Below are 25,412 nucleotides of genomic sequence, written 5' to 3'. Positions count from 1 at the left end.
AATGCCGGTCGGTGACCGGGGCTGGCGCTTAGAAGCGCGCGCCGATGCCGATGCCGACGGTCCACGGATTCAGATCCGCCTTCTGGCCGATGCGATCGCCGTTGCCGGTGATCTCGCTGTCGCCATGCATGTAGCGGGCATCCGCACGGGCGAACCACGACGGGCTGATGTTGAAGTCGACGCCCACGGTGCCGATGGCGCCCTTGGTGTCTTCCAGGCCGAAGTGCTGGCCCGCGCCGTCGGTGATGTTGTAGCCGCCGCTGTAGTTGGCCTGGTAGTAACCCAGACCCACGAACGGACGGATCGGCGCATCGCTGTTGCGGAAGTGGTACTGGGCGCTCAGGGCGTAGGGCTGCGAATCGATGTTGCCCAGCTTGCCCTGGTCACCGCGCACGCGCTGCTCGAACTTGTCGGCGGCGCCCCACAGTTCGACGGCGATCGCCGGGGTGACGTACCAGCTGGCGCTCAGGGTGGCGGCGGAACCACCGTCCAGATCCAGGCTGGAGTTGTCCACCGGCTTGGAATCGACCTTCTGTACGGCGTAGCCGCCGACGACGGCGAAGCGCTTGTGATCGGAGGACGCGGTGCTGTCCTGCGCGAAGACGGCCGGGGCAAACGCCAGCAGCGAAGCGGCGAGGGTGAGGGTGCGGAACTTGTTCATGGGGGATCTCCTTTTTCTCTTTTTCTGGCCCGATGCTTTTGGGGCGTGCGCACCGTAACGACCCACGCATGAATGGAGACAAGTCCGCGAAATGAATTTTTTACAACAACAGCGATATCCAGCGAACGTTCATTTTTCGTTTGTCGACACGACGCGGAACTGTTCAGCAGACTGTTCGGCGCAAATTCGTTTTCAAGGTCGAGGACGCGTTGGCGCGACACACGGATTGGGTTAAGGTCGCTCGCGCCATCAGGAGATGCGTCATGCCCCGCAGCGATGCCGCCACCGTCGAGGCGTACCTGGCCGGACTGCCGGCGGAGCGACGTGACGTGATCGCGAGCGTGCGCGATGCGATCAATCTTCATCTGCCGCCGGGCTACGAGGAGCGGATGAACTGGGGAATGATCAGCTGGGAGGTTCCGCTTTCCCGCTATCCGGAGACCTACAATCGCCAGCCGCTTTCTTTCGTGGCGCTGGCCGCGCAGAAAAACCACTACGCGCTGTACCTGATGTGCGTCTATGCCGATTCGCCGGTGGAAGCGGAATTGCGGCAGGCCTACGCGAATGCCGGCAAGAGGCTGGACATGGGCAAGAGCTGCCTGCGATTCAAGCGGCTGGAAGATCTGCTGTTGCCGGAAGTGGTCCGGATTGTCGCGGCCACGCCGGTCGAGACCCATATCGCGCGCCACGAGGCCGGGCGCATGCGACACTGATCCGCATGAGTCGGCGTCCGTCCAAGTCCTCCCCACGCTCCCGCGTCGCGTCGCGCGGGGCCGCACCCCTGTCGCCGGCCTCCGGTGAAAATCCGACCATGGCGGATTTGGCGAAGGTCGCGGGGGTTTCCGCCATCACGGTGTCGCGCGCGTTGCGCGAGAGTCCGCTGGTGAACGCGGAAACCCGCGAGCGCATCCGCGAGATCGCCCGCCAGTACGGATATTCCTTCAATGTCAGCGCGCGCAATCTGCGCCTGCGCCGCAGCATGACGGTGGCGGTGGTGGTGGAAATGAAGCCGACCCTGGAGCGGCAGATGTCCGGGCCGTATCCGCTGGACCTGCTGGGCGGCATCACCCAGGAACTGACCACCACCGGCTACAGCGTACTGTTGACCTCGCTGCAGGGCGGCGCGCTGCCCAACGTGCAGGCCGCCGATGGCGTGATCCTGCTTGGCCAGGGCGCCAACGAGGACGCCATGCACGAAGTGCAGCGCTGGGGCAGGCCGATGGTGGTGTGGGGCGCCGTCAGCCGGCACGAATCGCAGGTGGTGGTCGGCAGCGACAACCGGCGTGGCGGCGCGTTGGCGGCGGAGCGGTTCATCGCGCTGGGCCGCAGCCGGCCGGTGTTCCTGGGCGACCCCGCGCACGGTGAGTTCGCCGAGCGCCTGGAAGGCTTTGCCGGCACGCTGGGCAAGTACGGCATCGTGCCGCTGACCCCATCGGTCGCCAGCTTCACCGTCAATGCCGGTGCGGAGGCGGTGCATGCGCTGCTGGAGAAGCATCCGCAGATCGATGCGCTGTTTGCCGCCAGCGACCTGCTCGCGATCGGCGCCATCCGCGCGTTGATCGAGCGCGGCCGGCGGGTACCCGAGGACGTTTCGGTCATCGGCTACGACGACACTCCCCTGGGGGCCACCTACGTCCCGCCGCTGAGTTCGGTGCACCAGAACTTCGTCGACGCCGGCGTCCTGCTCGCCCGCAAGATTCGTGGGCTGATCGACGGCGACCCGGCCAGCTCGGAGACCCTGCCCACCCATCTGGTGGTCCGCGCTACTTGAGCGCAAAAATCTGCTGCGGCGCAACGTGTACAGGGGAGGCGCGATGGTGCGGCTCCGCCCGTGCCGAAGTCATCTGGCGGAAGGCTAAATCACTGTCCTGAAACGGAATTGTCATGTGGCCTGGACGGCTGCGCGGCCGCCATGGGCCCGCCGCTCCCTGCATTTGTTATCGATAACTTGACATCGATAACAACGAATCCCTAGCGTGCCTCCGCACGGTCCCTGGACGGCAGGGCGAATGGAGGAAGCGCACGTGGGCGAGTGGCAGGACAGGGCGCCGGTGGACACCGCCGGCATGGCCATGGCGGACGATCCCTGGCGTCTGCGCCAGACGGCGTTCGATCCGCGCCGCCGCGCCCGCGACGAAACCCTGTTCGCGCTGGCCAATGGCGGCCTGGGCGTGCGCGGTGGTTTCGAGGAACAGGAGAGCGCCAGTGACGGCAGTTTCCTGGCGGCGGCGTTCGAGCAGAACGCCATCCACTACCACGAGCGCCTGGCCGGATTCGCCCGCAACACCGATACCCGGGTTCCGGTCGCAGAGGGCAAGCGCATCCGGATCCTGCTGGGCGAGGAAGCCGTCGACCTCGCGCAGGCCGAATGGCTGGCGTTCGAACGCGAACTGGACCTGCGCCAGGGACAATTGCGCCGTCGCCTGCGCATCCGCACGGCAGGCGGGCACACGCTGGAAATCCATGCCGAACGGGTGGTTCCGTTCGCCGAGCATGCGCTGCTGGCGATCCGTTTCCGGGTGCGTTCGGTCGACTACGGCGGACCAATCGCGCTGGTGTCCTCGATCGAAAGCGGTCGGCAGGCGGTCGCCCAGGGTGACGATCCACGCATCGGCGCCGGCGGCGGCGAAGGGCTGCTGGCGATTGGCGGCGGCAGCGCGGAGGGGATGGCCTGGATCGCGCAACGCGCGCCGCATCGCGGATTCGAACTCAGCTGCGGACAGCATCATCGCGTCGGCGCGGGCCTGCTCGCGCAGCCGCCGCAGGCGACGGCCGGACGGGTCGAACAGCGCTTCGACGGCCGACTGGCGCCCGGCGACGAGGTCGGCGTGGAGAAGTTCGTCGCCTACGTCCACGACGGCGACATGGCGCAGCGTGCGAACGAACTGGCGCGACTGCTCCAACGCGCGGTCGATACCGGATTCGATGGGTTTGCCGCGCCGCAGGCGGCCACGCTGGCCGGCTTCTGGCAGCGGGCGGGGCTGTCGGTGAACGGCGATGCCGGCGCCGAGCAGGCGCTGCGCTTCAACCTGTTCCACCTGCTGCAATCGGCCGGCCGCAACGGCGCGGATGGCACCGCCGCCAAGGGACTGACCGGCGAGGGCTACGAAGGCCATTGCTTCTGGGATACCGAGGCGTTCGTGCTGCCGGTGATGGCGTTCACCGCGCCGGACGTGGCTCGCGCGATGCTGCGCTACCGGTTCCGCACCCTGGACGCGGCGCGGGCGCATGCCCGCGAGATGAACCACCCGACGGGCGCGCTGTATCCCTGGCGCACCATCGATGGCGGCGAATGCTCGGCGCACTATCCCAGCGGTTCGGCCGCGTACCACATCAACGCGGCGGTGGCCTACGGCATCGGCCTGTACCTGGACGCCAGCGACGATGTGGACTTCCTTGCCGAAGCGGGCGCGGAGATGCTGTTCGAGACCGCGCGGATCTGGCCGCAGGTCGGGCATTTCAATCCGCGCCAGGGCGGCGCGTTCTGCATCCACGAAGTGACCGGGCCGGACGAATACACCACCCTGGTCAACAACAATTTCTACACCAACCGCATGGCCCAGCAGCACCTGCGCCGCGCGGTGGCCGCGTGGCACCGCCTGCGCCAGGAACGGCCGGAAGTGCTGGCGGAACTCGCCGCCCGGCTTGCGCTGGAAGCAATCGAAGTAGAGTCGTGGGCCCGCGCCGCCGACGCGATGTACCTGCCCTATGACGAGGCGCAGGGCGTCTACGCGCAGGACGACGAGTTCCTCGACAAGCCGCGCTGGCCGTTCCCGCCGGTGAGCGGCGAACACCGTCCGCTGTTGCTGGACTACCACCCGCTCACCCTGTACCGCCACCAGATCTGCAAGCAGGCCGACGTGGTGATGGGGCTGGTGCTGGCGGGCCAGGGACTCGATCCGCGTCGCAAGCGCCGCAGCTTCGATTACTACGAAGCGGTCACCACCCATGACTCGACCCTGTCGGCGCCGGTGTTCGGCGTCCTCGCAAACGAAGTCGGCCACGCGGACAAGGCCTGGCGCTATTTCGACGCCAGCCTGCGCGTGGATCTGGACGACCTGCATCGCAACACCGATCACGGCGTTCACATGGCGGCGCTGGCGGGCAGCTGGTTGGGCCTGACCGAAGGCTTCGCCGGGCTGAGGGTGGAGGACGGCCGGCTGTCATTCGCGCCGACCCTGCCGGAAGCGTGGCAGGGCTACGGCTTCAACCTGCGCTGGCGTGGCTGCGTGCTGCGGGTGGACGTGGCCGCCGATGGTGTGCGCTACCGCCTGGAAGAGGGCGATGAGCTGGCCATCCTCCACGCGGGCGAGCCGCTGCTGCTGTCGCCGGGTACCGCCGAGCTGCAGCCGCTGGCGCGACCGCTGGAAGCGGTGCGGGCGACCTTCCCGCGCCAGGCGCGCGCGCTGATCTTCGATCTGGACGGCGTGCTGACCGATACCGCGCACACCCACTACGAAGCCTGGCAGCGGCTGGCCGACGAAATCGGCGTGCCGTTCGACCGCCAGGTCAACGAGCGCCTGAAGGGAGTGGATCGGATGGCGTCGCTGGCGATCATCCTGGAACGCGCATCACGGACCTACGACGGCGAGGAGCGGCGCGCGCTGGCCGACCGCAAGAATGGCTACTACGTGCAGGCCATCCAGCGGTTCGGCCCGAGCGATCTGTTCGACGGCGTGATCCGGGTGCTGGATGAAGCGCGCGCGGCGGGATTGAAGATCGGACTGGCCTCGGCCAGCCGCAACGCGCCGCTGTTGCTGGACAAGCTGGGCATCGCGGATCGCTTCGACTACATCGCGGACTCCGGGCGCATCCGTCGCGCCAAGCCGGATCCGGAAATTTTCCTGGACGTGGCCGCCGCGCTCGGCGTCCCGCCAGCCCAGTGCATCGGCGTGGAGGACGCGGTGGCCGGTATCGAGGCCATCCACGCCGCCGGCATGGCCGCCATCGGCATCGGCAGCGCGGACAGCCTGCCGCAGGCCGACGCGGTATTGCCGGACATCGCCGCGTTCCGTGTGAGGGACTTCGTTTCTTCGTGACCGCACGCGGCCGTCAGAAGCCGCGGCGGATTATCTCAACCTGTTGAAAAAGTGGAGGGAACACATGCAACAGACCAACCTGATCCGCTACGCCCTGTCCGTAGCGATCGCCGCCGCACTGGCTCCATCCGCCGTGCTGGCACAGGATGCCGGCACGCCCGCGCAGCAGACGCCGCAACAACAACCGCAACAGGCACCGGCCGAGCAGGGCCAAAGCCAGGCCACCACGCTGGACACGGTGGTGGTCTCCGGTACGGCCACCGCTGGCGGCGTGAGGAAGCTGGAAGCCAGCTTCAACATCGTCACCGCCAATGCGGAGCAGATCAAACAGGCTAACCCCAAGAGCACCGCTGACCTGCTGAAGATTTCGCCCGGCATGTGGCCCGAATCCACCGGCGGCCAGACCGGTGCCAACATCGAGATCGCCGGCTTTCCCGGCGGCGGCGACGCGCCGTATTTCTCCACGCTGTTGATGGGTTCGCCGCTGTACGGCATGCCGACCCTGTCGTTCTTCGAGACCACGTCGATGTTCCGCCTCGACGACACCATCGAATCGGTGGAAATCCTGCAGGGCGGCCCGTCGGTGGTGTTCGCCGACGGCCAGATGGGCGCCAGCGCCAACTTCTTCCTGAAGACCGGCACCGAGGAACCATCCGGCAGCGTCGGCCTGACCTACGGCAACGAAGGCTTGTGGCGGCTCGACGGCTTCTATGGCTTCAAGGTGGCTGAAGGCTGGTACGGCAGCATCGGCGGTTTCTGGCGCGAATCCGACGGCGTGCGCGATCCGCAGTTCAAGGCGGACAAGGGCGGCCAGCTGACCGCCACCCTCTCGCACGACTTCGATGCCGGCCGGCTGACCCTGTACACCCGCTACCTCAACGACAAGAACCAGTTCATCACCCCGATTCCGCTGATCCAGCGTGGTACCGACAACTTCAGCGCCTATCCCGGTTTCGATCCGCTGAAGGACACCTACTACAGCAAGTACATGCAGCACGTGTGGCTGCCGACCTATCCCGGCGGCGGCAAGAACGCCGATCTGGCCGACGGCCGCGGCGCCAAGCTGTTCATGTTCGGCGGCAACTTCGACTACTCCTTCGACAACGGCTGGTCGATCAGCGATCGCTTCCTGTTCAACGAAGGCGACATGGATACCAATGCGCTGTTCTCAGGCAACAATCCGGTTTCGTTGCAGGACATGCTGTTCACCGACGGCACGCCAGGCGGCTTCGAGCTTCCGGCCGGATCGGTGGCCACCGCGAACTACATCAACGGCGGCGCGGTGCCGCTCACCCAGAGCGTGATCCAGCAGGGCTGGTGGCATATCCACAAGCACCTGAAGAGCTTCAGTAACGACTTCCGCCTGAGCAAGGAGCTGTTCGAGGGCAATACCCTGACGGTGGGCCTGTACGTCAACCACTACACCATGGATGACAAGTGGTCGCTGGGCAACCAGATGCTGATGGCCAACGAGCCGAATGCGCGCCCGATCGTGGTGAGCTACGTGGATGGCGGCGAGACCTTCTACCGCACCAATCCGCAGGGCTTCGCCGACTTCAGCGGCTTCCACATCGCCCAGAACGGCAAGGCCACCAACGTGGCGCTGTACCTGTCCGATTCCTGGCGGGTCGGCAAGTGGCTGTTCGATCTGTCCGGCCGCCTCGAGAACCAGGATGCCAAGAGCAATGTCTGCAACCGCAGTCCGGTGAATGCGGGAACCGGTGGCCTGGACGGCGATCCGAACACCATCTACGACAACAACGTCGAGCTGTGCAACGGCACCTATGCCCGCAACCGCTACGAGAAGACCCATCCGTCGTGGACGGCAGGTGCCAACTATTCGTTCACCAACAACATGTCCATGTATGGCCGCGTCAACACCGGTGGCCACTTCCTGGACTTCGACAACGGCATCCGCGGCACCACCAACGACAACTACCCGCCGATGCAGAAGATCCGCAACTACGAAATCGGCTTCAAGTACCAGTCGCCGCTGCTGTATGCGGACATCAGCGCCTATCGGCGCGTGTTCAGCGGCCTGCAGTACCAGCCCACCGATGGCCTGGGCACGCCGGTCGGCAGCCCGCGCATCTATGGCTCCGAATCGCACGGCGTCAACTTCATCGGCGCGCTGACCCCGATCGAGAACCTGCGCCTGCAGCTGGTGGCGAACTACCTGGATGGCGAGTACACCGACTACGACGCGTGCCTGCCGTATACCGACATCAACGGCGAGGACAACTGCGCGCCGATCGAAGGGCAGCAACTGCAACGCCAGCCGAAGTTCCGCGCCATGTTCACCCCGAGCTACCGTTTCGAGCTGGGCTGGGGCGACATCACCCCGTACGTGACCTACACCTACGTGGGTGATCACACCCAGGACCAGTCGGGCCTGCAGGAACTGGGCTCGTACCACACGCTGGATTTCGGCGTCACCTCCAACGTGGGCGAGAACTGGCAGTTCAACCTGCGCGGCACCAACATGACCAACGAGCTGGGACTGACCGAAAGCAATTCGCGCATCTTCGGTTCGGCGACCACCGCAGGTGGCGTGTTGCTGGCACGTCCGCTGGAGGGCCGCGAGGTCAATTTCCAGGCCAAGTACAGCTGGTGAGCCACGCCGGGGACGCCGCCTGAACCTCCTCTCCCGGGAGGCGTCCCCGGACTCCCTTCACCCGTCGCGCACGGCCGCACGACCGCGCGCGGCGGGTTTCCTTGTCGCCCCGGCGATGACACAGTGCGGCGGCCGCCTGGCGGCATGGCCCGGAGCAAGCAATGAATCGAACCCGCATGGTCCTCGGGTTGATCCTGACCTACATGATCTTCGCGATGCTGCTGAACTCGGTCGGCGCGGTGATCCTGCAGGTCATCCAGGGATTCGGGGTAAGCAAGGCGTCGGCGAGCACGCTGGAGGCGTTCAAGGATCTGCCGATCGCGATCGCCTCGTTCCTGGTCGCCTCGACCTTGCCGCGGCTGGGTTACCGGCGGGCGATGATGCTCGGGCTGGGGCTCGTGGCGCTGGCCTGCGCGGGCATGCCGCTGTTGCAGTCGTTCTGGGCCACCAAGCTGCTGTACGTGACGGTCGGCGTGTCGTTCGCGCTGGTGAAGGTTTCGGTCTACTCCAGCATCGGCCTGCTGACCGACAGCGAGCGTGCGCATGCCGGACTGACCAGCACCGTGGAAGGCTGGTTCATGGTCGGCATCCTCGGCAGCGCATGGCTGTTCGCCGCCTTCATCAATCCCGATACGCCGGGCGATCCGGTATGGCTCGACGTCTACTGGGTGATCGCCGGGCTGTGCGTGGCGGTGATCCTGTTGCTGGCCGGTTCGTCGATGGATGAATCGCAGGCACGCGATGGCCATGCGGTTGGCGAATCCTTCGCCGACATGTTCCGCCTGCTGGCGCGCCCGCTGGTGATCGTGTTCCTGGTCTCGGCTTTCCTGTACGTGCTGATGGAACAGGCCATCAATACCTGGCTGCCGACCTTCAACCGCGAAATCCTGCACCTGCCCACCGCCCTCAGCGTGCAGGCGGCAGGCATCTTCGCCGGCTCGCTGGCACTGGGCCGCCTGGGCGGCGGCATCCTGCTGCGGCGGTTGCCCTGGTTCTGGTTGCTGGCCACCTGCGTGCTGGCAATGGCGGCGCTGGTCCTGCTGGCGCTACCGCTGGCGGCGAACGTGCAACCGCGCACCGATGCGAGCTGGTGGGACGCGCCTTTGGCCGCCTATGTGTTCCCGCTGATCGGCCTGTTCATGGCGCCGATCTATCCGACCATCAATTCGGTCGTGCTGAGCGCGCTGCCGAAAGCGCGGCATGCGGCGATGACCGGCCTGATCGTGGTGTTCTCCGCGTTGGGCGGCACCACCGGATCCTTCATCACCGGGCAGCTGTTCGCCCATTTCGACGGCTCGCGCGCCTTCTACCTGCTGCTGCTGCCGATGGCGGTGCTGCTGCTGTCGCTGACCCTGCTCAACCGCGCCGCGCACGCGCCCGCCGGCACGCCGGCGGTGCCGGCGGGAGGATCTTGAACCGATGTCCCTCGCCGCTTCCCGCAAAACGCCCTTGCTCCTGAAAAATGCCTGTGCCCGGCTGCTTCTCGCCGGCCTGCTGGCGCTGCCGGCCATGGGCCAGGCGCTGGCCTACGATCGCGCGCCGGTCGACGCGCCGCTGCAGTTCCGCATCACCGAAGGACGGATCGAAAACGCGTTCCACCAGGAGGGCGACATCGCCGCGCACCTGCTGCTCAGCTCCGGCGACCGGCCGCGCGTGCTGGTGGCGTTTCCGGCGGGCAACAGCGGCGTGGGCGTCTGGTTCGAGGAGGCGGCCACGCCGGTGCGGTGGACACTGGGACAGGTCAAGGGCGAGCGCCACCGCGACAATGGGCACGCCTGGAACGGCATCGTGGCCGAGGCCAGCGTCGATGCGCCCCGGCTGGTGGTGAAGGATGCGGTGCTCGGCAGCGTGCGCGTGCTGCGCGACTACCAACTGGGCCAGGCCTATCCGGCCGAGACCGCCGCGCAGCCCGAAGTCTCCGCCGATGCGGTCCGCTGGAAACGCAATCGGCTGGATGGCGCGCCGGGCTACGCCATCGCCCTGGAGGCCGGGAACGGCCGCTTCGAACGCGCGGACGGGAAAATCGTGTTGCGCGTGAACCGCGTCGGCGAACCGCTGCGGCTGCGCATCCACGCCTCGACCGGGGAAACCCCGCTGGTTCCGTTCAGCGCCGCCGGCCTGCTCAACGAACGCGCGACGGCCGATCTGCGCAGCCGCCAGGCGCTGCGATTCCTGAGCTACCACGAGAAATTCCTGGCCGGCTCGTGGCGCTTCGACACCTATTTCGGCCGCGACACCCTGATGTCGGTGCGCCTGCTGATGCCGGTGCTGCAACCGGAGGCGGTGGAGGCCGGCATCGGCGCGGTACTGGCGCGCCTGGCGCCCGATGGCGAAGTCGCCCACGAGGAGGACATCGGCGAGTTCGCGGTGCTGCGCCATCGCAAGGAACAGGGCAAGCCGTCCGCCGCGCCGATCTACGACTACACGATGATCGACGACGACTACATGCTGCCGCCGGTGGCCGCGGCCTGGCTGCTGGAGGATGCGCGCGGTCGGGCGCGCGCCCGCGATTTCCTCGCCCGCCGGGGCGAACAGGGTCGCAACGGCGAAACGCTGGTGCGCAACCTGCTGTTCGTGGCGGAGCAGAGCCGCGCGTTCGCGGAGGAGCCCGCGTATCGAAACCTGATCGCGCTCAAGCCGGACAAGCCGGTGGGACAGTGGCGCGACAGCAATGAGGGTCTGGGGCGCGGCCGCTATCCCTACGACGTCAACGCGGTATGGATGCCGGCGGCATTGCGCGCGATGGGCGGATTCCTCGACAGCGGCCTGCTGGACGCCTACACCAGCGTGGAACAGCGCACGCAGCTGCGCGCCGCCGCGGGACGCGCCGATACCTGGGAACGACGCGCGGCGGAACTGTTCACGGTGCGGTTGCCGAACGCGCGCGCGGCCGAACAGATCCGTGCCTACGCCACCGATGCCGGCGTGCCGGATCGCGGGGCGCTCGATGCGCTGGGTGACGGCGAACTGGCGTTCGCGGCGCTCGCGCTGGATGCGCAGGGCAGGCCGGTGCCGGTGCTGCATTCGGACGAAGGCTTCCGCCTGCTGTTCGGCCGACCCGATGCGCAATCCCTGGCGCGCGATGTCGACAACCTGATGCGTCCTTTCCCGGCCGGCCTGATGACCGACGTGGGCCTGCTGGTCGCCAATCCCGCCTACGCCGATCGCGAGGTCTGGCCACGCCTGGGCAGCGCCGCCTACCACGGCACGGTGGTGTGGGCCTGGCAGCAGGCGGTGCTGGCGGCCGGCCTGCGACGGCAACTGGCGCGGGACGATTTGCCGGCCGAGACACGCGCCGCACTGGGCGATGCGCAGGCCCGGCTGTGGCGGGCGATCCGCGCCGCCGATGCGGTGCGCACCTCCGAGCTGTGGTCGTGGTCGTACCGCGACGGCCGCTATCAGGTCGAGCCGTTTGGCGCGCAGGGTGCGCACGAGGACGAATCCAACGCCGCGCAACTTTGGAGCACGGTGTTCCTTGCCCTGCCGCCGCCTGACGCGGCGCCCGCGGCCGAATCCGGAAAGGAAAAATGATGAAGAAGAACCTGCTTTTCACCGCGCACCGGCGCCGCGCGATGTTGCGTCTCGCCCTGGGTTTGTCGGCGCTGTCGGCGCCGCTGGCGGCGATCGCACAGGACAAGCCGGCCGCGCCGGATACCGTGGCGATGCCGGCCACGTCGCTGCCCTACAGCCGGTTCGCCAGCGCCGAGGCGCGTGCGCAGTTCGAGCGGATGCTGGCCGAAACCCGCGAAGGCAAGGGGCCGAATCCGGCCGACATCGCCGATCAGCGGCGCTTCTACCAGCGCTACAACGACGACCGCCTGGCCGAAGCCGAGCGCCGCTATCCGGCCAAGGTGGAAGCCACCCGCATCGGCGGCGTGCCGGTGCACGTGGTGGATCCGCAGGCCGGCGCGCAGGGCGACAACGCGCAGCGGGTGCTGATCAACCTGCACGGCGGCGCCTTCATGTGGGGCTCGGGCAGCGGCGCGCTGGTGGAAGCGGTGCCGATTGCCGCGGTCGCCGGCATCCGGGTGGTGACGGTGGATTACCGGCTGGCGCCCGAGCATCCCTACCCGGCCGCGGTGGACGACGTGGAAGCCGTCTACCGCGAGCTGCTCAAGCAGTACCGCGCGGAGAACATCGGCATCTACGGCTGTTCGGCCGGCGGCATGCTGACCGCGCAGGCCACCGCGCGGATCCTGAAGCGGGATCTGCCGCGTCCCGGCGCGATCGGCAACTTCTGCGGCACCGGCCTGCTGTTCGCCGGGGATTCGGCGACTCTGGGACAACTGGCGGTCGGCGTGCCGCCACTGCAATCGGACGGTGGCGCGAGCCTGCCGTACCTGCGCACCGCGCAGGCGGACGACCCGGTCGCCTATCCCGGCCAGTCGCCGGAACTGCTCGCGAAGTTTCCGCCCACCCTGTTCCTGGCCGGCGGGCGCGACTTCGCGGCCAGCGCGGTGAGCACGATGCAGCGCCGGCTGCTGGGCGCGGGCGTGGACGCGGAACTGGTGCTGTTCGATGGCCTGTGGCATGCCTTCTTCGTGTATCCGGATCTGCCGGAGTCGCAGGAAGCCTATGGCCTGATCGCGCGCTTCTTCGATCGCCGCCTGGGCCGCCAGCCGCGCTGAGGGCGATCGTTCCAGCGGCGCCACGCAGCGTCGTGCGCCTGAACACATCGCCTGCCGTATCGTGTCCGCCTTCGAATCCGGGAAGATGGACATGAAAGCAATCGGAATGGGCCTGGCGGTATTCATCGGCATGCTGTTGCCGTTGCAGGCGTTGATCAATGCATCGCTGGGACGGCAGACCTTCGGCCCGCTGTTCGCCGCGCTGATGTCGTTCGCGGTCGGCACCGGCGTGCTGGCGCTGTGGTGGCTGGCCACGCGGCCCACCTTCGACCCGGCGGCGCTGGCGCGGGTGCCATGGTGGGCGTGGACCGGCGGCGCCATCGGCGCGATCTACGTTGCCGCCGCGACCCTGCTGATTCCGCGCATGGGCGCCGCGCCGCTGATTTGTCTGGTGGTGTTCGGACAATTGGTGGGCTCGCTGCTGCTGGATCATTTCGGCGTGCTGCATGCGCGCCAGCCCATCGACGGCACCCGCGTGATCGGTGCGCTGCTGGTCGTCGCCGGCGCGCTGCTGGTGGTGCGGCCATGGCAGACGCCGGCCGGATGAGCGCGACGCTCCTGCGCGGCTTGCCGCCGCAGGCGGCCCCGGATTGCCGGGTACTGGTGCTGGGTTCGATGCCGGGCGCGGCATCGCTGGCGGCGGCGCGCTACTACGCCCATCCGCGCAACCGGTTCTGGCCGCTGATGGGCGCGCTGTGCGGTTTCGATCCCGCGCTCGACTACCCGCTCCGGCTGGCCGCGCTGCAGGCCGCCGGTGTCGGCCTGTGGGACGTGATTGGAACCTGCGAGCGCCGTGGCAGCCTGGACGCGGACATCGTCCGCGGCAGCGAGGTCGCCAACCCGCTGGTGGACTGGCTGGAGGCACGGCCCTCCCTGCGCGCGGTGGCCTTCAACGGCGGCAAGGCGGCGCAGGCGTTCCAGCGCCACGTCGCGCCGACCCTGCCCGCGGCGCTGGCCGCGCGGCTCGTGTTCCACGCGCTGCCGTCCACCAGTCCGGCCAACGCGGCTTTCGGCGTGGAACGCCTGGCCAAATCCTGGGAAATCCTGAAGCCCTGCCTGGGCGTTCCCGCCCCGGACACTTCCGTCCCGGACCCTCCTGTTCCGGAGCGGCCCTGACGAAGGTCATGCCCCCGTCCGGCATGTGCGGGCGGTCCGTTGCGCTGGCATCCTGTTGGCAACCGAACTTCCGGAGGCCGCCCATGATCCGTTCCGCCCCGCGCCTTTCCCTGCTGTGCCTGGCCGCGCTGTCCGGGCTGGCCGTGTCCGCGCAGGCCAAGGACGTCCGCTGCGAGATCGAAAGCGACTACGACATGACGGTCAACGAGCGCAGCGTGATCTTCACCCGCGAAAGCGGCGCGCCCAAGGCGATCGTGATGCGCCAGGGGCGCCTGTTCGTCGATGACCGCTGGGTCCGGATCAACGACGACGATCGCCAGCGCCTGATCGACTTCGAACGCGGCGCGCGCACCGCCATGCCGCTGGCGCACGAAATCGGCCGCGACGCCGCCGACATCGCGTTCACCGCGCTGGGCGAAGTCGCCGCCAGCATCAGCAACCATCCGGATCGCACCCGCAAGTCGCTGGACAAGGCGCGCAAGGCCATCGACCAGGGTATCGCCCGTTCGATCAGCGCCAACCGCTTCAACAGCCAGGATCTGGACAAGGGCATCGAGCGCGCGGTCGGCGAAGTGATGCCCAGCGTCATCGGCGACATCGTCGGTGGCGCGCTCACGGCGGCCCTGACCGGCGATGCCGATCGCCTGGAGCGGATGGACGGGCTGGACAAGGAAGTGGAAGCGCGGGTGGCGCCACGCGCCAAGGCGCTGGAAGTGCGCGCGGAGAAGCTGTGCTCGCAGATGCGCGAAATGGAACGCATCGACAATGCGCTGGCGTATCGTCTCCCCGGCGGGCAGGCGCTGAACCTGCTGGAAGAAAAGCCCGACCAAAGGCATACCACCGGCGACTGAGCAAGGCGTGCATGCCGTCGCGCGAGCCGCGACGGCCGATTCCAGCGGTCCCGGCCCGAAAATAATTGCCCTCAGAGGTTGGCGCACCGGGCGGGGATGGCCACAATAGGGGTTCCCCTATTGGCAAGTGATCGCTGGAGTTCCCCCATGGCCGAAATCAAGGAAGCGCGTGTTCCCGACATCGGTGGCTACAGTGACGTTCCCGTCATTGAAGTGCTGGTCGCCGTTGGCGATACCGTCGCCAAGGATCAAGGCCTGGTCACCCTGGAGTCCGACAAGGCGACGATGGAAGTCCCGTCGGCCTTCGCCGGTGTGGTCAAGGAATTGAAGGTCAAGCTGGGCGACGAACTGGCCGAAGGCTCGGTGGTCGCCCTGATCGAGGTGGCCGAAGGCGCCGCCGCTCCCGCCGCGCCGAAGGCTGAACCGGCCAAGGCCGAGCCGGTCAAGACTGCCGAGACCGGCGCGAAGGTCGAGCCGGTCGCGGTCGCCCCCACCCCGGACAAGCTCACCCAGCGCGAGATCGCGCAGGAAGCCGCCGCGCCGCGCGCGCTGGAAGACAAGCCCGGCATCGATCCGGAAGCCGTGCCCCCGCGCACCCCGCCGGTGGAGTTCAATGCTGACCGCGTGCTGCCGTCCAAGGTGGCCTACGCCAGCCCGACGGTGCGCCTGTTCGCCCGTGAGCTCGGCGTCGATCTGGATCAGGTCAAGGGCAGCGAACGCGGCGGCCGCATCAGCAAGGAAGACGTGCAGCGCTACGTGAAGGCGGCCCTGTCCGGCGGCGTGCCGGCCGCGGCCGGTGCCGCGCCTGTCGCCAGCGCTGGTGGCGGGCTGAACCTGCTGCCGTGGCCGAAGGTGGACTTCAGCAAGTTCGGCGAAGTCGAAGTCCAGCCGCTGTCGCGCATCAAGAAGATTTCCGGCGCCAATCTCGCGCGCAACTGGGCGATGATTCCGCACGTCACCCAGCACGATCACGCCGACATCACCGAGCTGGAAGCGCTGCGCGTGGCGCTGAACAAGGAAAACGAGAAGGCCGGCATCAAGCTGACCATGCTCGCGTTCCTGATGAAGGCCAGCGTCGCCGCGCTGAAGAAGTATCCCGAGTTCAACGCCTCGCTGGACGCCAGCGGCGAGAACCTCACCCTGAAGAAGTACTTCCATATCGGCTTCGCCGCCGATACCCCGAACGGCCTGGTCGTGCCGGTCATCCGCGACGTCGACAAGAAGGGCGTCAACGAGCTGGCCGCCGAAACCAGTGAACTGGCCAAGAAGGCCCGCGACGGCAAGCTCGGCCCGGCCGACATGTCCGGCGGCTGCTTCTCGATTTCCTCGCTGGGCGGTATCGGCGGCACCGCGTTCACTCCGATCGTCAACGCGCCGGAAGTCGCCATCCTCGGCGTGTCCAAGTCCTCCATCCAGCCGGTGTGGGACGGCAAGCAGTTCGCGCCGCGCATGCTGCTGCCGCTTTCGCTGAGCTACGACCACCGCGTCATCGACGGTGCCTCCGCCGCGCGCTTCACCGCGTACCTGGCGCAACTGATGGGCGACCTGCGTCGCGTGCTGCTGTAAGCGGGGGCTGGAACCATGGCAAACACGACTGTTGAAGTAAAAGTCCCCGACATCGGCGGTTACGACGATGTGCCGGTCATCGAGATCCTGGTCGCGGTGGGCGACACGGTGAAGAAGGATCAGGGCCTGGTCACCCTGGAATCGGACAAGGCCACGATGGAAGTGCCGTCCTCGGCCGCCGGCGTGATCAAGGAATTGAAAGTCAAGCTGGGCGATGCCCTGTCCGAAGGCAGCGTGGTGGCGGTGCTGGAAGTCGAAGGTGCCGCCGCGGCGCCGTCCGCGCCCGCCGCCGCTCCGGCTGCGCCGGCCAAGGCGGCCGCACCCGCTGTTCCGGCCGCCTCCGCGCCGGCGCCTGCCGCGCCATCCGCGCCTGCGGCATCGGCGGGCGGCACCCTGGAAGCCAAGGTGCCGGACATCGGCGGCTACAACGACGTGCCGGTCATCGAAATCCTGGTCGCCGTGGGCGACACGGTGAAGAAGGATCAGGGCCTGGTCACCCTGGAATCGGACAAGGCGACGATGGAAGTGCCGTCGCCGGCCGCCGGGGTGATCAAGGAACTGAAGGTCAAGCTGGGCGACACCCTGTCCGAAGGCAGCGTGGTGGCCGTGCTGGAAAGCGGCGCGGCCGCGCCCGCCGCCGCCGCGCCGGCCAGCAAGCCGCCGGTCACGCCTTCGCACCGCGCGCCGGCCGAACCCGCTGCGCCGAAACCGGCGCTGGGCACCGGCCAGCCCGCGAACATCGAATGCCGGATGGTGGTGATCGGTTCCGGTCCCGGTGGTTACACCGCCGCGTTCCGCGCCGCCGACGTCGGCCTCGACACCGTGCTGGTGGAGCGCTACGACTCGCTGGGCGGCGTCTGCCTCAACGTCGGTTGCATCCCGTCCAAGGCACTGCTGCATGCCGCCGCACTGATCGACGAGACCGCGCATTCGGCAGATATCGGCATCGAGTTCGCCAAGCCGAAGATCGATCTCGACAAGCTGCGCGACTTCAAGCAGAACCGCGTGGTCGGCCAGTTCACCAAGGGCCTGGCCGGCATGGCCAAGCAACGCAAGGTGCGCACCGTGCAGGGCGTGGCGAAGTTCGTCTCGCCGCACGAACTGGAAATCACCGGCAGCGATGGCAAGACCCAACTGCTGCGTTTCGAGAACTGCATCATCGCCGCCGGTTCGCAGGCGGTGAAGCTGCCCAACTTCCCGTGGGACGATCCGCGGGTGATGGATTCCACCGACGCGCTGGCGCTGCAGGAAGTGCCGAAGAAGCTGCTGGTGGTCGGCGGCGGCATCATCGGCCTGGAAATGGCGACGGTGTACCGCGCGCTGGGCAGCGAAGTGACCGTGGTCGAGTTCATGGACCAGCTGATGCCCGGCGCCGACAAGGACCTGGTCAAGCCGCTGGCCGACCGCCTGAAGAAGCAGGGCGTGGCCGTGCACCTGAAGACCAAGGCCGCCAAGGTCGAAGCTTCCAAGAAGGGCATCACCGTGTCGTTCGAGAGCGCCACCGAAGGCCAGAAGCCGGAACTGGAATCCGGCACCTGGGATCGCGTGCTGGTCGCGGTGGGCCGTTCGCCCAACGGCGGCAAGCTGGATGCCGACAAGGCCGGCGTGACCGTCACCGATCGCGGCTTCATTCCGGTGGACCCGCAGATGCGCACCAACGTGCCGCACATCTTCGCCATCGGCGATCTGGTTGGCCAGCCCATGCTCGCGCACAAGGCCACCCATGAAGGCAAGCTGGCGGCGGAAGTGGCCGCGGGCGAGAAGAAGGAATGGGTGGCGCGGGTGATTCCGTCGGTGGCCTACACCGATCCGGAAATCGCCTGGGTCGGCGTCACCGAGACCGAAGCCAGGGCCAAGGGCCTGAAGGTCGGCATCGGCAAGTTCCCGTGGGTGGCGTCGGCGCGCGCGGTCGGCATCGGTCGCGGCGAAGGTTCCACCAAGCTGATCTTCGACGAGGAAACCCACCGCATCATCGGCGGCGGCATCGTCGGCGTGCATGCCGGCGATCTGATCAGCGAAATCGCGCTGGCGATCGAGATGGGCGCCGAAGCCGGCGACATCGGCAGCACCATCCATCCGCACCCGACCCTCAGCGAGACGGTGGCGATGGCGGCCGAAGTCTACGAAGGCACCATCACCGATCTGTACATTCCGAAGAAGAAGTAAACCTTCACAGGAACCGCCCCACGTGGGCGGTTTCCTTTTCCGGACGGGCCGCGCATGTGACGGGGCTAGAATCACCGACGACAGACATGCACGGACGGGATGATTCGATGACGTATCGCTGGATGGCCGCGGCCGTATTGTTGGTGCCGGTGCTGATGCTGCCTGCCAGGGCCGACGATGACCCGCAGGAAGCCGCCGCCTACGCGAAATGCCCGGGCGCGGCGGCGTTCGCCCGCCTGCACCCCAAGCCGTCCCCGCCGGATATCGCCGACGCCGCGGCACGCCTGTCGGATCTGCGGATCGAACTACTGCGGATGCAGGCCCGCGATCAGGACGTCCGCGATGGCGACTGGTCGCAGGAGGATATCCGGCAGATGATGCAGGTCGACGCCGAGCACCTGCCGCGGCTCAAACAGATTGTCGCCGAACATGGATTCCCCACCGCCGAACTGGTCGGGCGCGATGGCGTCGATGCGGCCTGGCTGCTGGTGCAGCACGCCGACGCCGATCCGGCGTTCCAGGAGCAGATGCTGTCGGCGATCACGCCACGCGTGCAGAGCGGGGAAATCTCCCGCCACCAGTTCATCCTGCTGACCGACCGCGTGCTGGCGGGGCAGGGCAAGCCGCAGCGCTATGGCAGCCAGCTATTGGCGCAAGGCGGACGCTGGGTGCCCAAGCCGATCGAGGCGCCGGAGTCGGAAGTCGATCAGCGGCGCGCGGCGATGGGTGACATGCCGCTGGCCGACTACGTCTGCATGGCGACCCAGATGTTTCCCCCGCCCCCGTAGAGCCGAGCTTGCTCGGCTGGAGCGTCCCGGGTACGAGACATCCCGCAGCGGAGCAAGCTCCGCTCTACGGGGTCACGCGGGAACGGCGGCCGCGCGCTCGGCGCGGCGACGCTCGATCCGCTTCCACACTTTCTCGTGGAAATGGAATACCACCGTATTGCAGGCCGGCTCGACCAGGGCCAGCGCACCGCCGACCAGCCAGCTGCCGGTGAATGCCCAGCCCAGCAGGAAGGCGACCGAGAAGTGCAGGGCGGCGAAGGTGAATGTCTTGGTCATGGTCGACCTCGATGCCCAAATGAGATTGATTCTCATTATGAGGTCGGGCCAGCCAAAGTCCAATGAGTCCTTTCAGCATTTTAGATAGACATTACCTATAAATTCAGAACGCCAGGGTCACGCCGGCTATCGGACCCTTGAAGCGCTGATCCAGTCCCAGCAGCCCGTCGCTGCCCGCGCGTTCGACGTCCAGCTTGAACCAGTCATAGCCGGCGAACAGCCCGAAATGCGGAGTGAAGCGGTATTCGACCAGCGCGTTGGCGCGGGTGATGCTGCCGTCGTAGTCGCCGAAATCGCCCCAACCGGCGTCCAGGTACTGGCCCTGCAGGTTGAACAGCCACTTTTCATTGGGTGTGGCGGTCAGGCGCAGGCCCACCACCGGCGCGTAGCCGTCGTCGCTGCTGCGGGTTTCATAGCTGTTCTCGCCGGCCTCGGCATACAGGCGGCCTTCCAGCTTGGCCCACTCGGCGCCGATCTGCAGGCCGAGATTGAAGGTGGGCGTATCGACCACGGCGTAGTCGTACATCAGGCTGGCCAGCTGGAACTTGGCCTTGCCCTTGGCGAAGCTGCCGGCGGGAATGGTGACATCGTCATACGAGAGGTCCTCTCCCAGCGTCGCCCGGCGGTCCTTGTCGTACTGGAAGTAGTCGAAGATCAGCCGGTGCCGCTGGCCCATCCGGAACACGCCGTCGATGCGCGGGACCAGTTCCTTGCCGCCGAAGTCGAAGTCCTGGGAAAAGCGCAGATCCTGGCCCTGGAAATTGGTTCGTCCGCTGAGCACGCCGTCGGCGTCGACGTCCATGGCGCCCAGCCGGAGGGTGAAGCGGTCCGGTTCCTGCGCGTTTGCCGCCGAAATGCCGGCGGCGCCGAAAACCAGCATCAGGGGAAGGGAAGCCCGAAATCTCATGCCTGTCTCTCCTGGAACAATGAACAGGCTTTCCACCCTCTGCGTCATGCCGTGGACATGAAGTGAAACCGCGGTTCTCGTCGCGTGAAAACGCCAGTCCCGGAAAGAGCGAAGCCCCGGGCCAGGAGCCTCGGGGCTTCTAAAGGTCTGCTCGGAGCATCGGACGAGGAAGTTGGTTCGCAGACCTTGCAAGCAGGACTGACCAAGGGAGTTCGTCAAAGTTCCGCAAAAAATGCGATAAAAATATGAACAGGGAGGCGAGGCGGCCGCCGGTCATCCGGGCTGGAAACGGTTACCGGCAGGTTCCCGTCACGAAAGCCACCCATGACAGCCCGCGAACGCAACTTTACGACCTTCGGCGGTTGTCCCGGAAAATAGCCCCCTGCTATACTTTTGCGGCTCGGCGAGGCGCTATCAGGCCTTGTTCCCCGCCACGAAACCCCGTAGGACCTACTGTGCTGAACTCCGTCGCTGCGGGCCGGCGGCTGGTATTGCGCGCAACGGCTTTCCAGCTGGGTGCCGTGCTGCTGGTCGCGATGGCCTTCCTGCTCTGGGGAAAATCCCAGGCGCTGGCGGCCGCGGTCGGGGGACTGGCGATGGTGGCGGGGGGATGGTTCGCTGCCCGGCTGGCCTTCGGCGCCGGGGTGACCGGTGCGGGGACCGCGATGGTGCGGTTGCTGGCCGGGATGGTTATCAAGTGGATCACGGTTGTTGTGGTGCTGCTGCTGGGAATCGGGGTGTGGAAACTTCCACCTCTGGCCCTGCTGGCCGGCACGCTGACCGGGATGGCGGCACAGGCGCTGGCGATGGCCAGGCTCCGATAAAAAATTCTTATTAGCAGGATCTAGGACACATGGCGGGCGAGGAAACACTGACACCCACCGGTTACATCCAGCACCACCTCCACAACCTGACGTTCCAGGTTCAGGAGGGCGGGTTCTGGGCCATCCATCTGGACACCATCATCACTTCGGTGCTGATGGGTCTGCTGATGGTGTTCATGTTCTGGCTGGCCACCCGCAAGGCGACCTCGGGCGTCCCGGGCAAATGGCAGGCCTTCGTCGAAATCATGCTTGAGTTCGTCGACAAGCAGGCGCGCGACACCTATCACGGCACCAGCAAGCTGGTGACCCCGATCGCGATCACCCTGTTCTTCTGGATCCTGCTGATGAACCTGCTGAAGATGATTCCGGCAGACTTCATCGCCAAGCCGCTCGAGCTGATGGGCGTGCACTACTGGAAGCCGGTCCCGACCGCCGACGTCAACGCGACCCTCGGCATGTCGATCAGCGTGTTCTTCCTGATGCTGTTCTTCGCGCTGCGCTCCAAGGGCCCGATCGGGTTCACCAAGGAGTTCCTGACCGCGCCGTTCGGCAAGTGGATGATGCCGTTCAACCTCATCCTCAACATCGTCGAGTGGCTGAGCAAGCCGATCTCGCTGGCCATGCGACTGTTCGGCAACATGTTCGGCGGCGAGATCGTGTTCCTGCTGATCTGGGTGCTCGGCGGCGCCGGCATCGTCGGCGCGCTCGCGGGCGGCGCCTTCGGCCTCGGCTGGATGCTGTTCCACCTGCTGGTCATCCCGCTGCAGGCCTTCATTTTCATGATGCTGTCGATCGTGTACCTGAGCCTGTCGGAAGACAGCCACTGATTTCGCTTCACCCTTTGCACCTTAAACATTCCACCCTTTAGCAATTTAGTTCCGGAGAAAACCATGGAAACCGTTCTGACCACCCTCGCTCAAGTTCAGGCCTCCACCGTCCTCGCCATCGGCATCATGATCGGCCTGGCCGCTCTGGGCGCGGGTCTGGGCCTGGCCATCATGGCCGGCAAGTTCCTGGAATCGGCCGCGCGCCAGCCGGAACTGATCCCGGTCCTGCAGGTCCGCATGTTCATCACCGCCGGCCTGATCGACGCCGCGTTCATCATCAGCGTCGCCGTGGGCCTGCTGTTCGCCTTTGCCAACCCGCTGGCCACCGCGTTCACCGAGCAGCTGGCCAAGCTGGCCGGCGGCTGATCAGCGGTTTCTGAAGTGCGGGCGACGGCCATCCGGACGCCCGCAACGCAGATAGAAGGGCCGGGAGGCCGCGTGTTTCCCGCCCATCACCACTGGCAGAGCTAAACCCATGAACATCGGTCTGACCCTATTTGCCCAGGCGCTGGCGTTTGCCGGTTTGATCTGGATCATCGCGACCAAGATCTGGCCGCCGCTGCTGAACGCGATCGAAGAGCGTCAAAAGAAGATCGCCGAAGGCCTGGCTGCCGCTGATCGCAGCCAGCGCGAACTCGCGGTGGCCGAAGAGAAGGTCAACGAGGCCCTGAAGGAAGCCCGCGTCAAGGCGAACGAAATCATCGATCAGGCGCACGCCCGTGCCAACCAGATCGTCGATGCCGCCAAGAACGAGGCGATCGCCGAAGCCAACCGCCAGAAGGCGCTGGCCGAAGCCGAGATCGAGGCCGCCGCGACCCGCGCCCGCGAGGAACTGCGCAAGCAGGTCTCCACGCTGGCCGTGACCGGTGCCGAGAAGCTGCTGCGCCGCGAAATCGATGCCAACGCCCACAAGGCGCTGCTCGATGAACTGGCCGCGGAAATCTGACGGGATCGCTGAACGATGAGCCAGGCCCTAACCGTCGCCCGTCCCTACGCCCGTGCCGCCTTCGCGGCCGCGCGTGACGAAAGCGCCCTCGTCGCGTGGTCCGACGCGCTCGGCTTTGCCGCGCGCGTCGCCGCCGATCCGCAGGTCGCCGCGCTGCTGCCCAACCCGGAACTGCCGCAGGCCCAGGCGGTCGCGCTGCTGGCTCCGGAAGGCGCCAGCGAGTCGTTCACCCGCTTCCTGTCGCTGCTGGCCGAAGCCCGTCGCCTGCCGCAGCTGCCGGAAGTCGCCGCGCTGTTCGAGGAACTGCGCGCCGAGGCCGAGCACATCGTCCGCGCCAAGGTCACCTCGGCGGTGGCATTGCCGGCCGGCGAGCTGGACGCGATCAAGGTCGCGCTGAAGAAGCGCCTGGGTCGCGACGTCGTGGTGGAAACCGCCATCGACGAGTCGCTGATCGGCGGCGCGGTGATCGACGCGGGCGAAGTGGTCATCGACGGCTCGCTCAAGGGCAAGCTGTCGCGCCTGCAGACCGCGCTCACGCACTGACAAGAAACGTAGGGTGGGCCTCGGCCCACCGAACATGATGGTGGGCCGAGGCCCACCCTACAGGAAACCAAAATGGCTACCACGCTCAACCCCTCTGAAATCAGCGATCTGATCAAGAACCGCATCGAGAAGGTCAAGCTGGCCGCGGAATCGCGCAACGAAGGCACCGTCACCAGCGTGTCCGACGGCATCGTGCGCATCTTCGGCCTGGCGGACGTGATGCAGGGCGAAATGATCGAACTGCCGAACAACACCTTCGCGCTGGCGCTGAACCTGGAGCGCGACTCCGTGGGCGCCGTGGTGCTGGGTGACTACGAACACCTGCGCGAAGGCGACGTCGCCAAGACCACCGGCCGCATCCTGGAAGTGCCGGTCGGCCGCGAACTGCTCGGCCGCGTGGTCAACGCGCTGGGCGAGCCGATCGACGGCAAGGGCCCGATCGACGCCAAGCTGACCGCGCCGGTGGAGCGCGTCGCCCCAGGCGTGATCTGGCGCAAGTCGGTCGACCAGCCGGTGCAGACCGGTTACAAGTCGGTCGACGCGATGATCCCGATCGGCCGCGGCCAGCGCGAGCTGATCATCGGCGACCGCCAGACCGGCAAGACCGCGATGGCCATCGACGCCATCATCAACCAGAAGGGCACCGGCATTAAGTGCGTGTACGTGGCGATCGGCCAGAAGGCCTCGTCCGTCGCCAACGTCGTGCGCAAGCTGGAAGAGAACGGCGCGCTGGAGCACACCATCGTCGTCGCCGCCACCGCTTCCGAGTCGGCTGCGATGCAGTACATCAGCGCCTACTCCGGCTGCACCATGGGCGAGTACTTCCTGGACCGTGGCGAAGATGCCCTGATCGTGTACGACGATCTGTCCAAGCAGGCCGTCGCCTACCGCCAGATCTCGCTGCTGCTGAAGCGCCCGCCGGGCCGCGAAGCCTACCCGGGCGACGTGTTCTACCTGCACAGCCGCCTGCTGGAGCGCGCCGCGCGCGTGTCCGAGGAGTACGTCGAGAAGTTCACCAACGGTGAAGTGAAGGGCAAGACCGGTTCGCTGACCGCGCTGCCGATCATCGAGACCCAGGCCGGCGACGTGTCCGCGTTCGTGCCGACCAACGTCATCTCGATCACCGACGGCCAGATCTTCCTGGAAACCGACCTGTTCAACGCCGGTATCCGTCCGGCCGTCAACGCCGGTATCTCGGTGTCGCGCGTCGGTGGCGCCGCCCAGACCAAGATCATCAAGAAGCTGTCCGGCGGCATCCGCATCTCGCTGGCGCAGTACCGCGAGCTGGCGGCGTTCGCCCAGTTCGCCTCGGACCTGGACGAAGCCACCCGCAAGCAGCTGGAGCGCGGCCAGCGCGTCACCGAGCTGATGAAGCAGAAGCAGTACGCGCCGATGTCGATCGCGCTGCAGGCGCTGTCGATCTACGCCGTCAACGAGGGTTACATCGACGACGTGCCGGTCAACAAGATCCTGGCGTTCGAAGAAGCGCTGCACGCGCACTTCACCAACACCCAGGGCGAACTGGTCGACACCATCAACAAGACCGGCAACTGGAACGACGACATCGAAGGCGCCTTCAAGAAGGGCATCTCCGAGTTCAAGCAGACCGGGACCTGGTAAGAGCCGGGATTCGGGAATCGGGATTAGGGAATCGTAAGAG

Annotated in this window: 22 protein-coding genes; 19 read left to right on the top strand and 3 right to left on the bottom strand. The window is 66.9% G+C overall.

The annotated features are described in order from the left end of the window. Positions 1-28 precede the first annotated feature (28 nt). Positions 29-661, bottom strand: coding sequence for an OmpW/AlkL family protein (locus tag IQ458_RS03280; RefSeq protein WP_203321898.1), 633 nt, complete (start codon positions 659-661; stop codon positions 29-31). A 263-nt stretch (positions 662-924) separates the two neighbouring features. On the opposite strand from IQ458_RS03280, the gene IQ458_RS03275 reads away from it, so the two are divergent. The 13 genes from IQ458_RS03275 to IQ458_RS03215 all read left to right on the top strand — a co-directional run bounded on the left by IQ458_RS03275 (position 925) and on the right by IQ458_RS03215 (position 19,429). Then, a complete protein-coding gene (locus tag IQ458_RS03275) occupies positions 925-1,374 on the top strand; it encodes a DUF1801 domain-containing protein (RefSeq protein ID WP_183640734.1) in 450 nt (149 codons plus the stop codon). 98 nt (positions 1,375-1,472) lie between these two features. Further along, on the top strand, positions 1,473-2,432 hold the full coding sequence (locus IQ458_RS03270) for a LacI family DNA-binding transcriptional regulator (protein ID WP_183640736.1): 960 nt from the start codon (positions 1,473-1,475) through the stop codon (positions 2,430-2,432). Between the two features lie 253 nt (positions 2,433-2,685). Then, entirely contained in the window at positions 2,686-5,700 is a 3,015-nt protein-coding gene (pgmB, locus tag IQ458_RS03265; protein WP_328805061.1) for a beta-phosphoglucomutase, read from the top strand. 64 nt (positions 5,701-5,764) lie between these two features. After that, complete coding sequence (locus IQ458_RS03260; RefSeq protein WP_192199081.1) at positions 5,765-8,314, top strand: TonB-dependent receptor; 2,550 nt, start codon at positions 5,765-5,767, stop codon at positions 8,312-8,314. 161 nt (positions 8,315-8,475) lie between these two features. Beyond that, entirely contained in the window at positions 8,476-9,729 is a 1,254-nt protein-coding gene (locus IQ458_RS03255) for an MFS transporter (protein ID WP_183640743.1), read from the top strand. A 34-nt stretch (positions 9,730-9,763) separates the two neighbouring features. Next, positions 9,764-11,845, top strand: a complete 2,082-nt coding sequence (locus IQ458_RS03250; protein ID WP_203321896.1) for a hypothetical protein — start codon at positions 9,764-9,766, stop codon at positions 11,843-11,845. Beyond that, positions 11,845-12,942 carry an alpha/beta hydrolase gene (locus IQ458_RS03245; RefSeq protein ID WP_225562480.1) on the top strand — a complete coding sequence of 366 codons (1,098 nt, stop codon included), beginning with the start codon at positions 11,845-11,847 and terminating at the stop codon, positions 12,940-12,942. Before IQ458_RS03250 ends, IQ458_RS03245 begins: the two co-directional genes overlap by 1 nt. A 91-nt stretch (positions 12,943-13,033) precedes the next feature. Next, positions 13,034-13,489, top strand: coding sequence for a DMT family transporter (locus IQ458_RS03240; RefSeq protein WP_183640745.1), 456 nt, complete (start codon positions 13,034-13,036; stop codon positions 13,487-13,489). Next, positions 13,486-14,058: a DNA-deoxyinosine glycosylase gene (locus IQ458_RS03235; RefSeq protein WP_203321895.1), complete on the top strand. Its 573-nt coding sequence runs from the start codon at positions 13,486-13,488 to the stop codon at positions 14,056-14,058. The genes IQ458_RS03240 and IQ458_RS03235 overlap by 4 nt, the downstream gene beginning before the upstream one ends. 83 nt (positions 14,059-14,141) lie before the next feature. Continuing rightward, the gene (locus IQ458_RS03230; protein WP_192199085.1) at positions 14,142-14,909 is read left to right on the top strand and encodes a DUF2884 family protein; all 768 of its coding nucleotides are present in this window, start codon (positions 14,142-14,144) and stop codon (positions 14,907-14,909) included. Between the two features lie 147 nt (positions 14,910-15,056). Then, complete coding sequence (locus IQ458_RS03225; RefSeq protein ID WP_203321894.1) at positions 15,057-16,475, top strand: dihydrolipoyllysine-residue acetyltransferase; 1,419 nt, start codon at positions 15,057-15,059, stop codon at positions 16,473-16,475. A 15-nt stretch (positions 16,476-16,490) separates the two neighbouring features. Continuing rightward, complete coding sequence (gene lpdA, locus IQ458_RS03220; protein ID WP_203321893.1) at positions 16,491-18,641, top strand: dihydrolipoyl dehydrogenase; 2,151 nt, start codon at positions 16,491-16,493, stop codon at positions 18,639-18,641. A 107-nt stretch (positions 18,642-18,748) separates the two neighbouring features. Next, entirely contained in the window at positions 18,749-19,429 is a 681-nt protein-coding gene (locus IQ458_RS03215; RefSeq protein ID WP_203321892.1) for a DUF6624 domain-containing protein, read from the top strand. A gap of 72 nt (positions 19,430-19,501) precedes the next feature. Here IQ458_RS03215 and IQ458_RS03210 read toward each other — a convergent pair whose 3' ends face one another. Together IQ458_RS03210 and IQ458_RS03205 are read right to left on the bottom strand one after the other, a co-directional pair. Beyond that, complete coding sequence (locus IQ458_RS03210) at positions 19,502-19,705, bottom strand: DUF2061 domain-containing protein (protein ID WP_183640758.1); 204 nt, start codon at positions 19,703-19,705, stop codon at positions 19,502-19,504. 103 nt (positions 19,706-19,808) lie between these two features. Then, positions 19,809-20,612, bottom strand: a complete 804-nt coding sequence (locus IQ458_RS03205) for a hypothetical protein (RefSeq protein WP_183640759.1) — start codon at positions 20,610-20,612, stop codon at positions 19,809-19,811. Between the two features lie 455 nt (positions 20,613-21,067). Between IQ458_RS03205 and IQ458_RS03200 the strand changes: the two genes are divergently transcribed. The 6 genes from IQ458_RS03200 (at position 21,068) to atpA (ending at position 25,372) form a co-directional block, all read left to right on the top strand. Then, complete coding sequence (locus IQ458_RS03200; RefSeq protein ID WP_141454328.1) at positions 21,068-21,436, top strand: ATP synthase subunit I; 369 nt, start codon at positions 21,068-21,070, stop codon at positions 21,434-21,436. Positions 21,437-21,465: 29 nt separating this feature from the next. Next, positions 21,466-22,263 carry a F0F1 ATP synthase subunit A gene (gene atpB / locus IQ458_RS03195; RefSeq protein ID WP_141454327.1) on the top strand — a complete coding sequence of 266 codons (798 nt, stop codon included), beginning with the start codon at positions 21,466-21,468 and terminating at the stop codon, positions 22,261-22,263. 63 nt (positions 22,264-22,326) lie between these two features. Continuing rightward, entirely contained in the window at positions 22,327-22,629 is a 303-nt protein-coding gene (gene atpE / locus IQ458_RS03190; RefSeq protein ID WP_141454326.1) for a F0F1 ATP synthase subunit C, read from the top strand. A 109-nt stretch (positions 22,630-22,738) separates the two neighbouring features. Then, positions 22,739-23,209: a F0F1 ATP synthase subunit B gene (locus IQ458_RS03185; protein WP_141454325.1), complete on the top strand. Its 471-nt coding sequence runs from the start codon at positions 22,739-22,741 to the stop codon at positions 23,207-23,209. A 15-nt stretch (positions 23,210-23,224) separates the two neighbouring features. Continuing rightward, a complete protein-coding gene (locus tag IQ458_RS03180) occupies positions 23,225-23,752 on the top strand; it encodes a F0F1 ATP synthase subunit delta (RefSeq protein ID WP_183640760.1) in 528 nt (175 codons plus the stop codon). 72 nt (positions 23,753-23,824) lie between these two features. Beyond that, positions 23,825-25,372, top strand: coding sequence for a F0F1 ATP synthase subunit alpha (gene atpA, locus IQ458_RS03175; RefSeq protein WP_141454323.1), 1,548 nt, complete (start codon positions 23,825-23,827; stop codon positions 25,370-25,372). Positions 25,373-25,412 lie beyond the last annotated feature (40 nt).

The sequence above is a fragment of the Pseudoxanthomonas beigongshangi genome, from assembly GCF_016820515.1.
GTDB lineage: Bacteria > Pseudomonadota > Gammaproteobacteria > Xanthomonadales > Xanthomonadaceae > Pseudoxanthomonas_A > Pseudoxanthomonas_A beigongshangi.
This window is presented reverse-complemented; position numbering and strand designations above follow the sequence as displayed.

What these genes read in the sequence shown, in the direction of transcription:
- IQ458_RS03280 (WP_203321898.1), bottom strand. Translation starts at nt 661, where the DNA reads ATGAACAAGTTCCGCACCCTCACCCTCGCCGCTTCGCTGCTGGCGTTT.
- IQ458_RS03275 (WP_183640734.1), top strand. Translation starts at nt 925, where the DNA reads ATGCCCCGCAGCGATGCCGCCACCGTCGAGGCGTACCTGGCCGGACTG.
- IQ458_RS03270 (WP_183640736.1), top strand. Translation starts at nt 1,473, where the DNA reads ATGGCGGATTTGGCGAAGGTCGCGGGGGTTTCCGCCATCACGGTGTCG.
- IQ458_RS03260 (WP_192199081.1), top strand. Translation starts at nt 5,765, where the DNA reads ATGCAACAGACCAACCTGATCCGCTACGCCCTGTCCGTAGCGATCGCC.
- IQ458_RS03255 (WP_183640743.1), top strand. Translation starts at nt 8,476, where the DNA reads ATGAATCGAACCCGCATGGTCCTCGGGTTGATCCTGACCTACATGATC.
- IQ458_RS03245 (WP_225562480.1), top strand. Translation starts at nt 11,845, where the DNA reads ATGAAGAAGAACCTGCTTTTCACCGCGCACCGGCGCCGCGCGATGTTG.
- IQ458_RS03240 (WP_183640745.1), top strand. Translation starts at nt 13,034, where the DNA reads ATGAAAGCAATCGGAATGGGCCTGGCGGTATTCATCGGCATGCTGTTG.
- IQ458_RS03235 (WP_203321895.1), top strand. Translation starts at nt 13,486, where the DNA reads ATGAGCGCGACGCTCCTGCGCGGCTTGCCGCCGCAGGCGGCCCCGGAT.
- IQ458_RS03230 (WP_192199085.1), top strand. Translation starts at nt 14,142, where the DNA reads ATGATCCGTTCCGCCCCGCGCCTTTCCCTGCTGTGCCTGGCCGCGCTG.
- IQ458_RS03225 (WP_203321894.1), top strand. Translation starts at nt 15,057, where the DNA reads ATGGCCGAAATCAAGGAAGCGCGTGTTCCCGACATCGGTGGCTACAGT.
- lpdA (WP_203321893.1), top strand. Translation starts at nt 16,491, where the DNA reads ATGGCAAACACGACTGTTGAAGTAAAAGTCCCCGACATCGGCGGTTAC.
- IQ458_RS03215 (WP_203321892.1), top strand. Translation starts at nt 18,749, where the DNA reads ATGACGTATCGCTGGATGGCCGCGGCCGTATTGTTGGTGCCGGTGCTG.
- IQ458_RS03210 (WP_183640758.1), bottom strand. Translation starts at nt 19,705, where the DNA reads ATGACCAAGACATTCACCTTCGCCGCCCTGCACTTCTCGGTCGCCTTC.
- IQ458_RS03205 (WP_183640759.1), bottom strand. Translation starts at nt 20,612, where the DNA reads ATGAGATTTCGGGCTTCCCTTCCCCTGATGCTGGTTTTCGGCGCCGCC.
- atpB (WP_141454327.1), top strand. Translation starts at nt 21,466, where the DNA reads ATGGCGGGCGAGGAAACACTGACACCCACCGGTTACATCCAGCACCAC.
- atpE (WP_141454326.1), top strand. Translation starts at nt 22,327, where the DNA reads ATGGAAACCGTTCTGACCACCCTCGCTCAAGTTCAGGCCTCCACCGTC.
- IQ458_RS03185 (WP_141454325.1), top strand. Translation starts at nt 22,739, where the DNA reads ATGAACATCGGTCTGACCCTATTTGCCCAGGCGCTGGCGTTTGCCGGT.
- IQ458_RS03180 (WP_183640760.1), top strand. Translation starts at nt 23,225, where the DNA reads ATGAGCCAGGCCCTAACCGTCGCCCGTCCCTACGCCCGTGCCGCCTTC.
- atpA (WP_141454323.1), top strand. Translation starts at nt 23,825, where the DNA reads ATGGCTACCACGCTCAACCCCTCTGAAATCAGCGATCTGATCAAGAAC.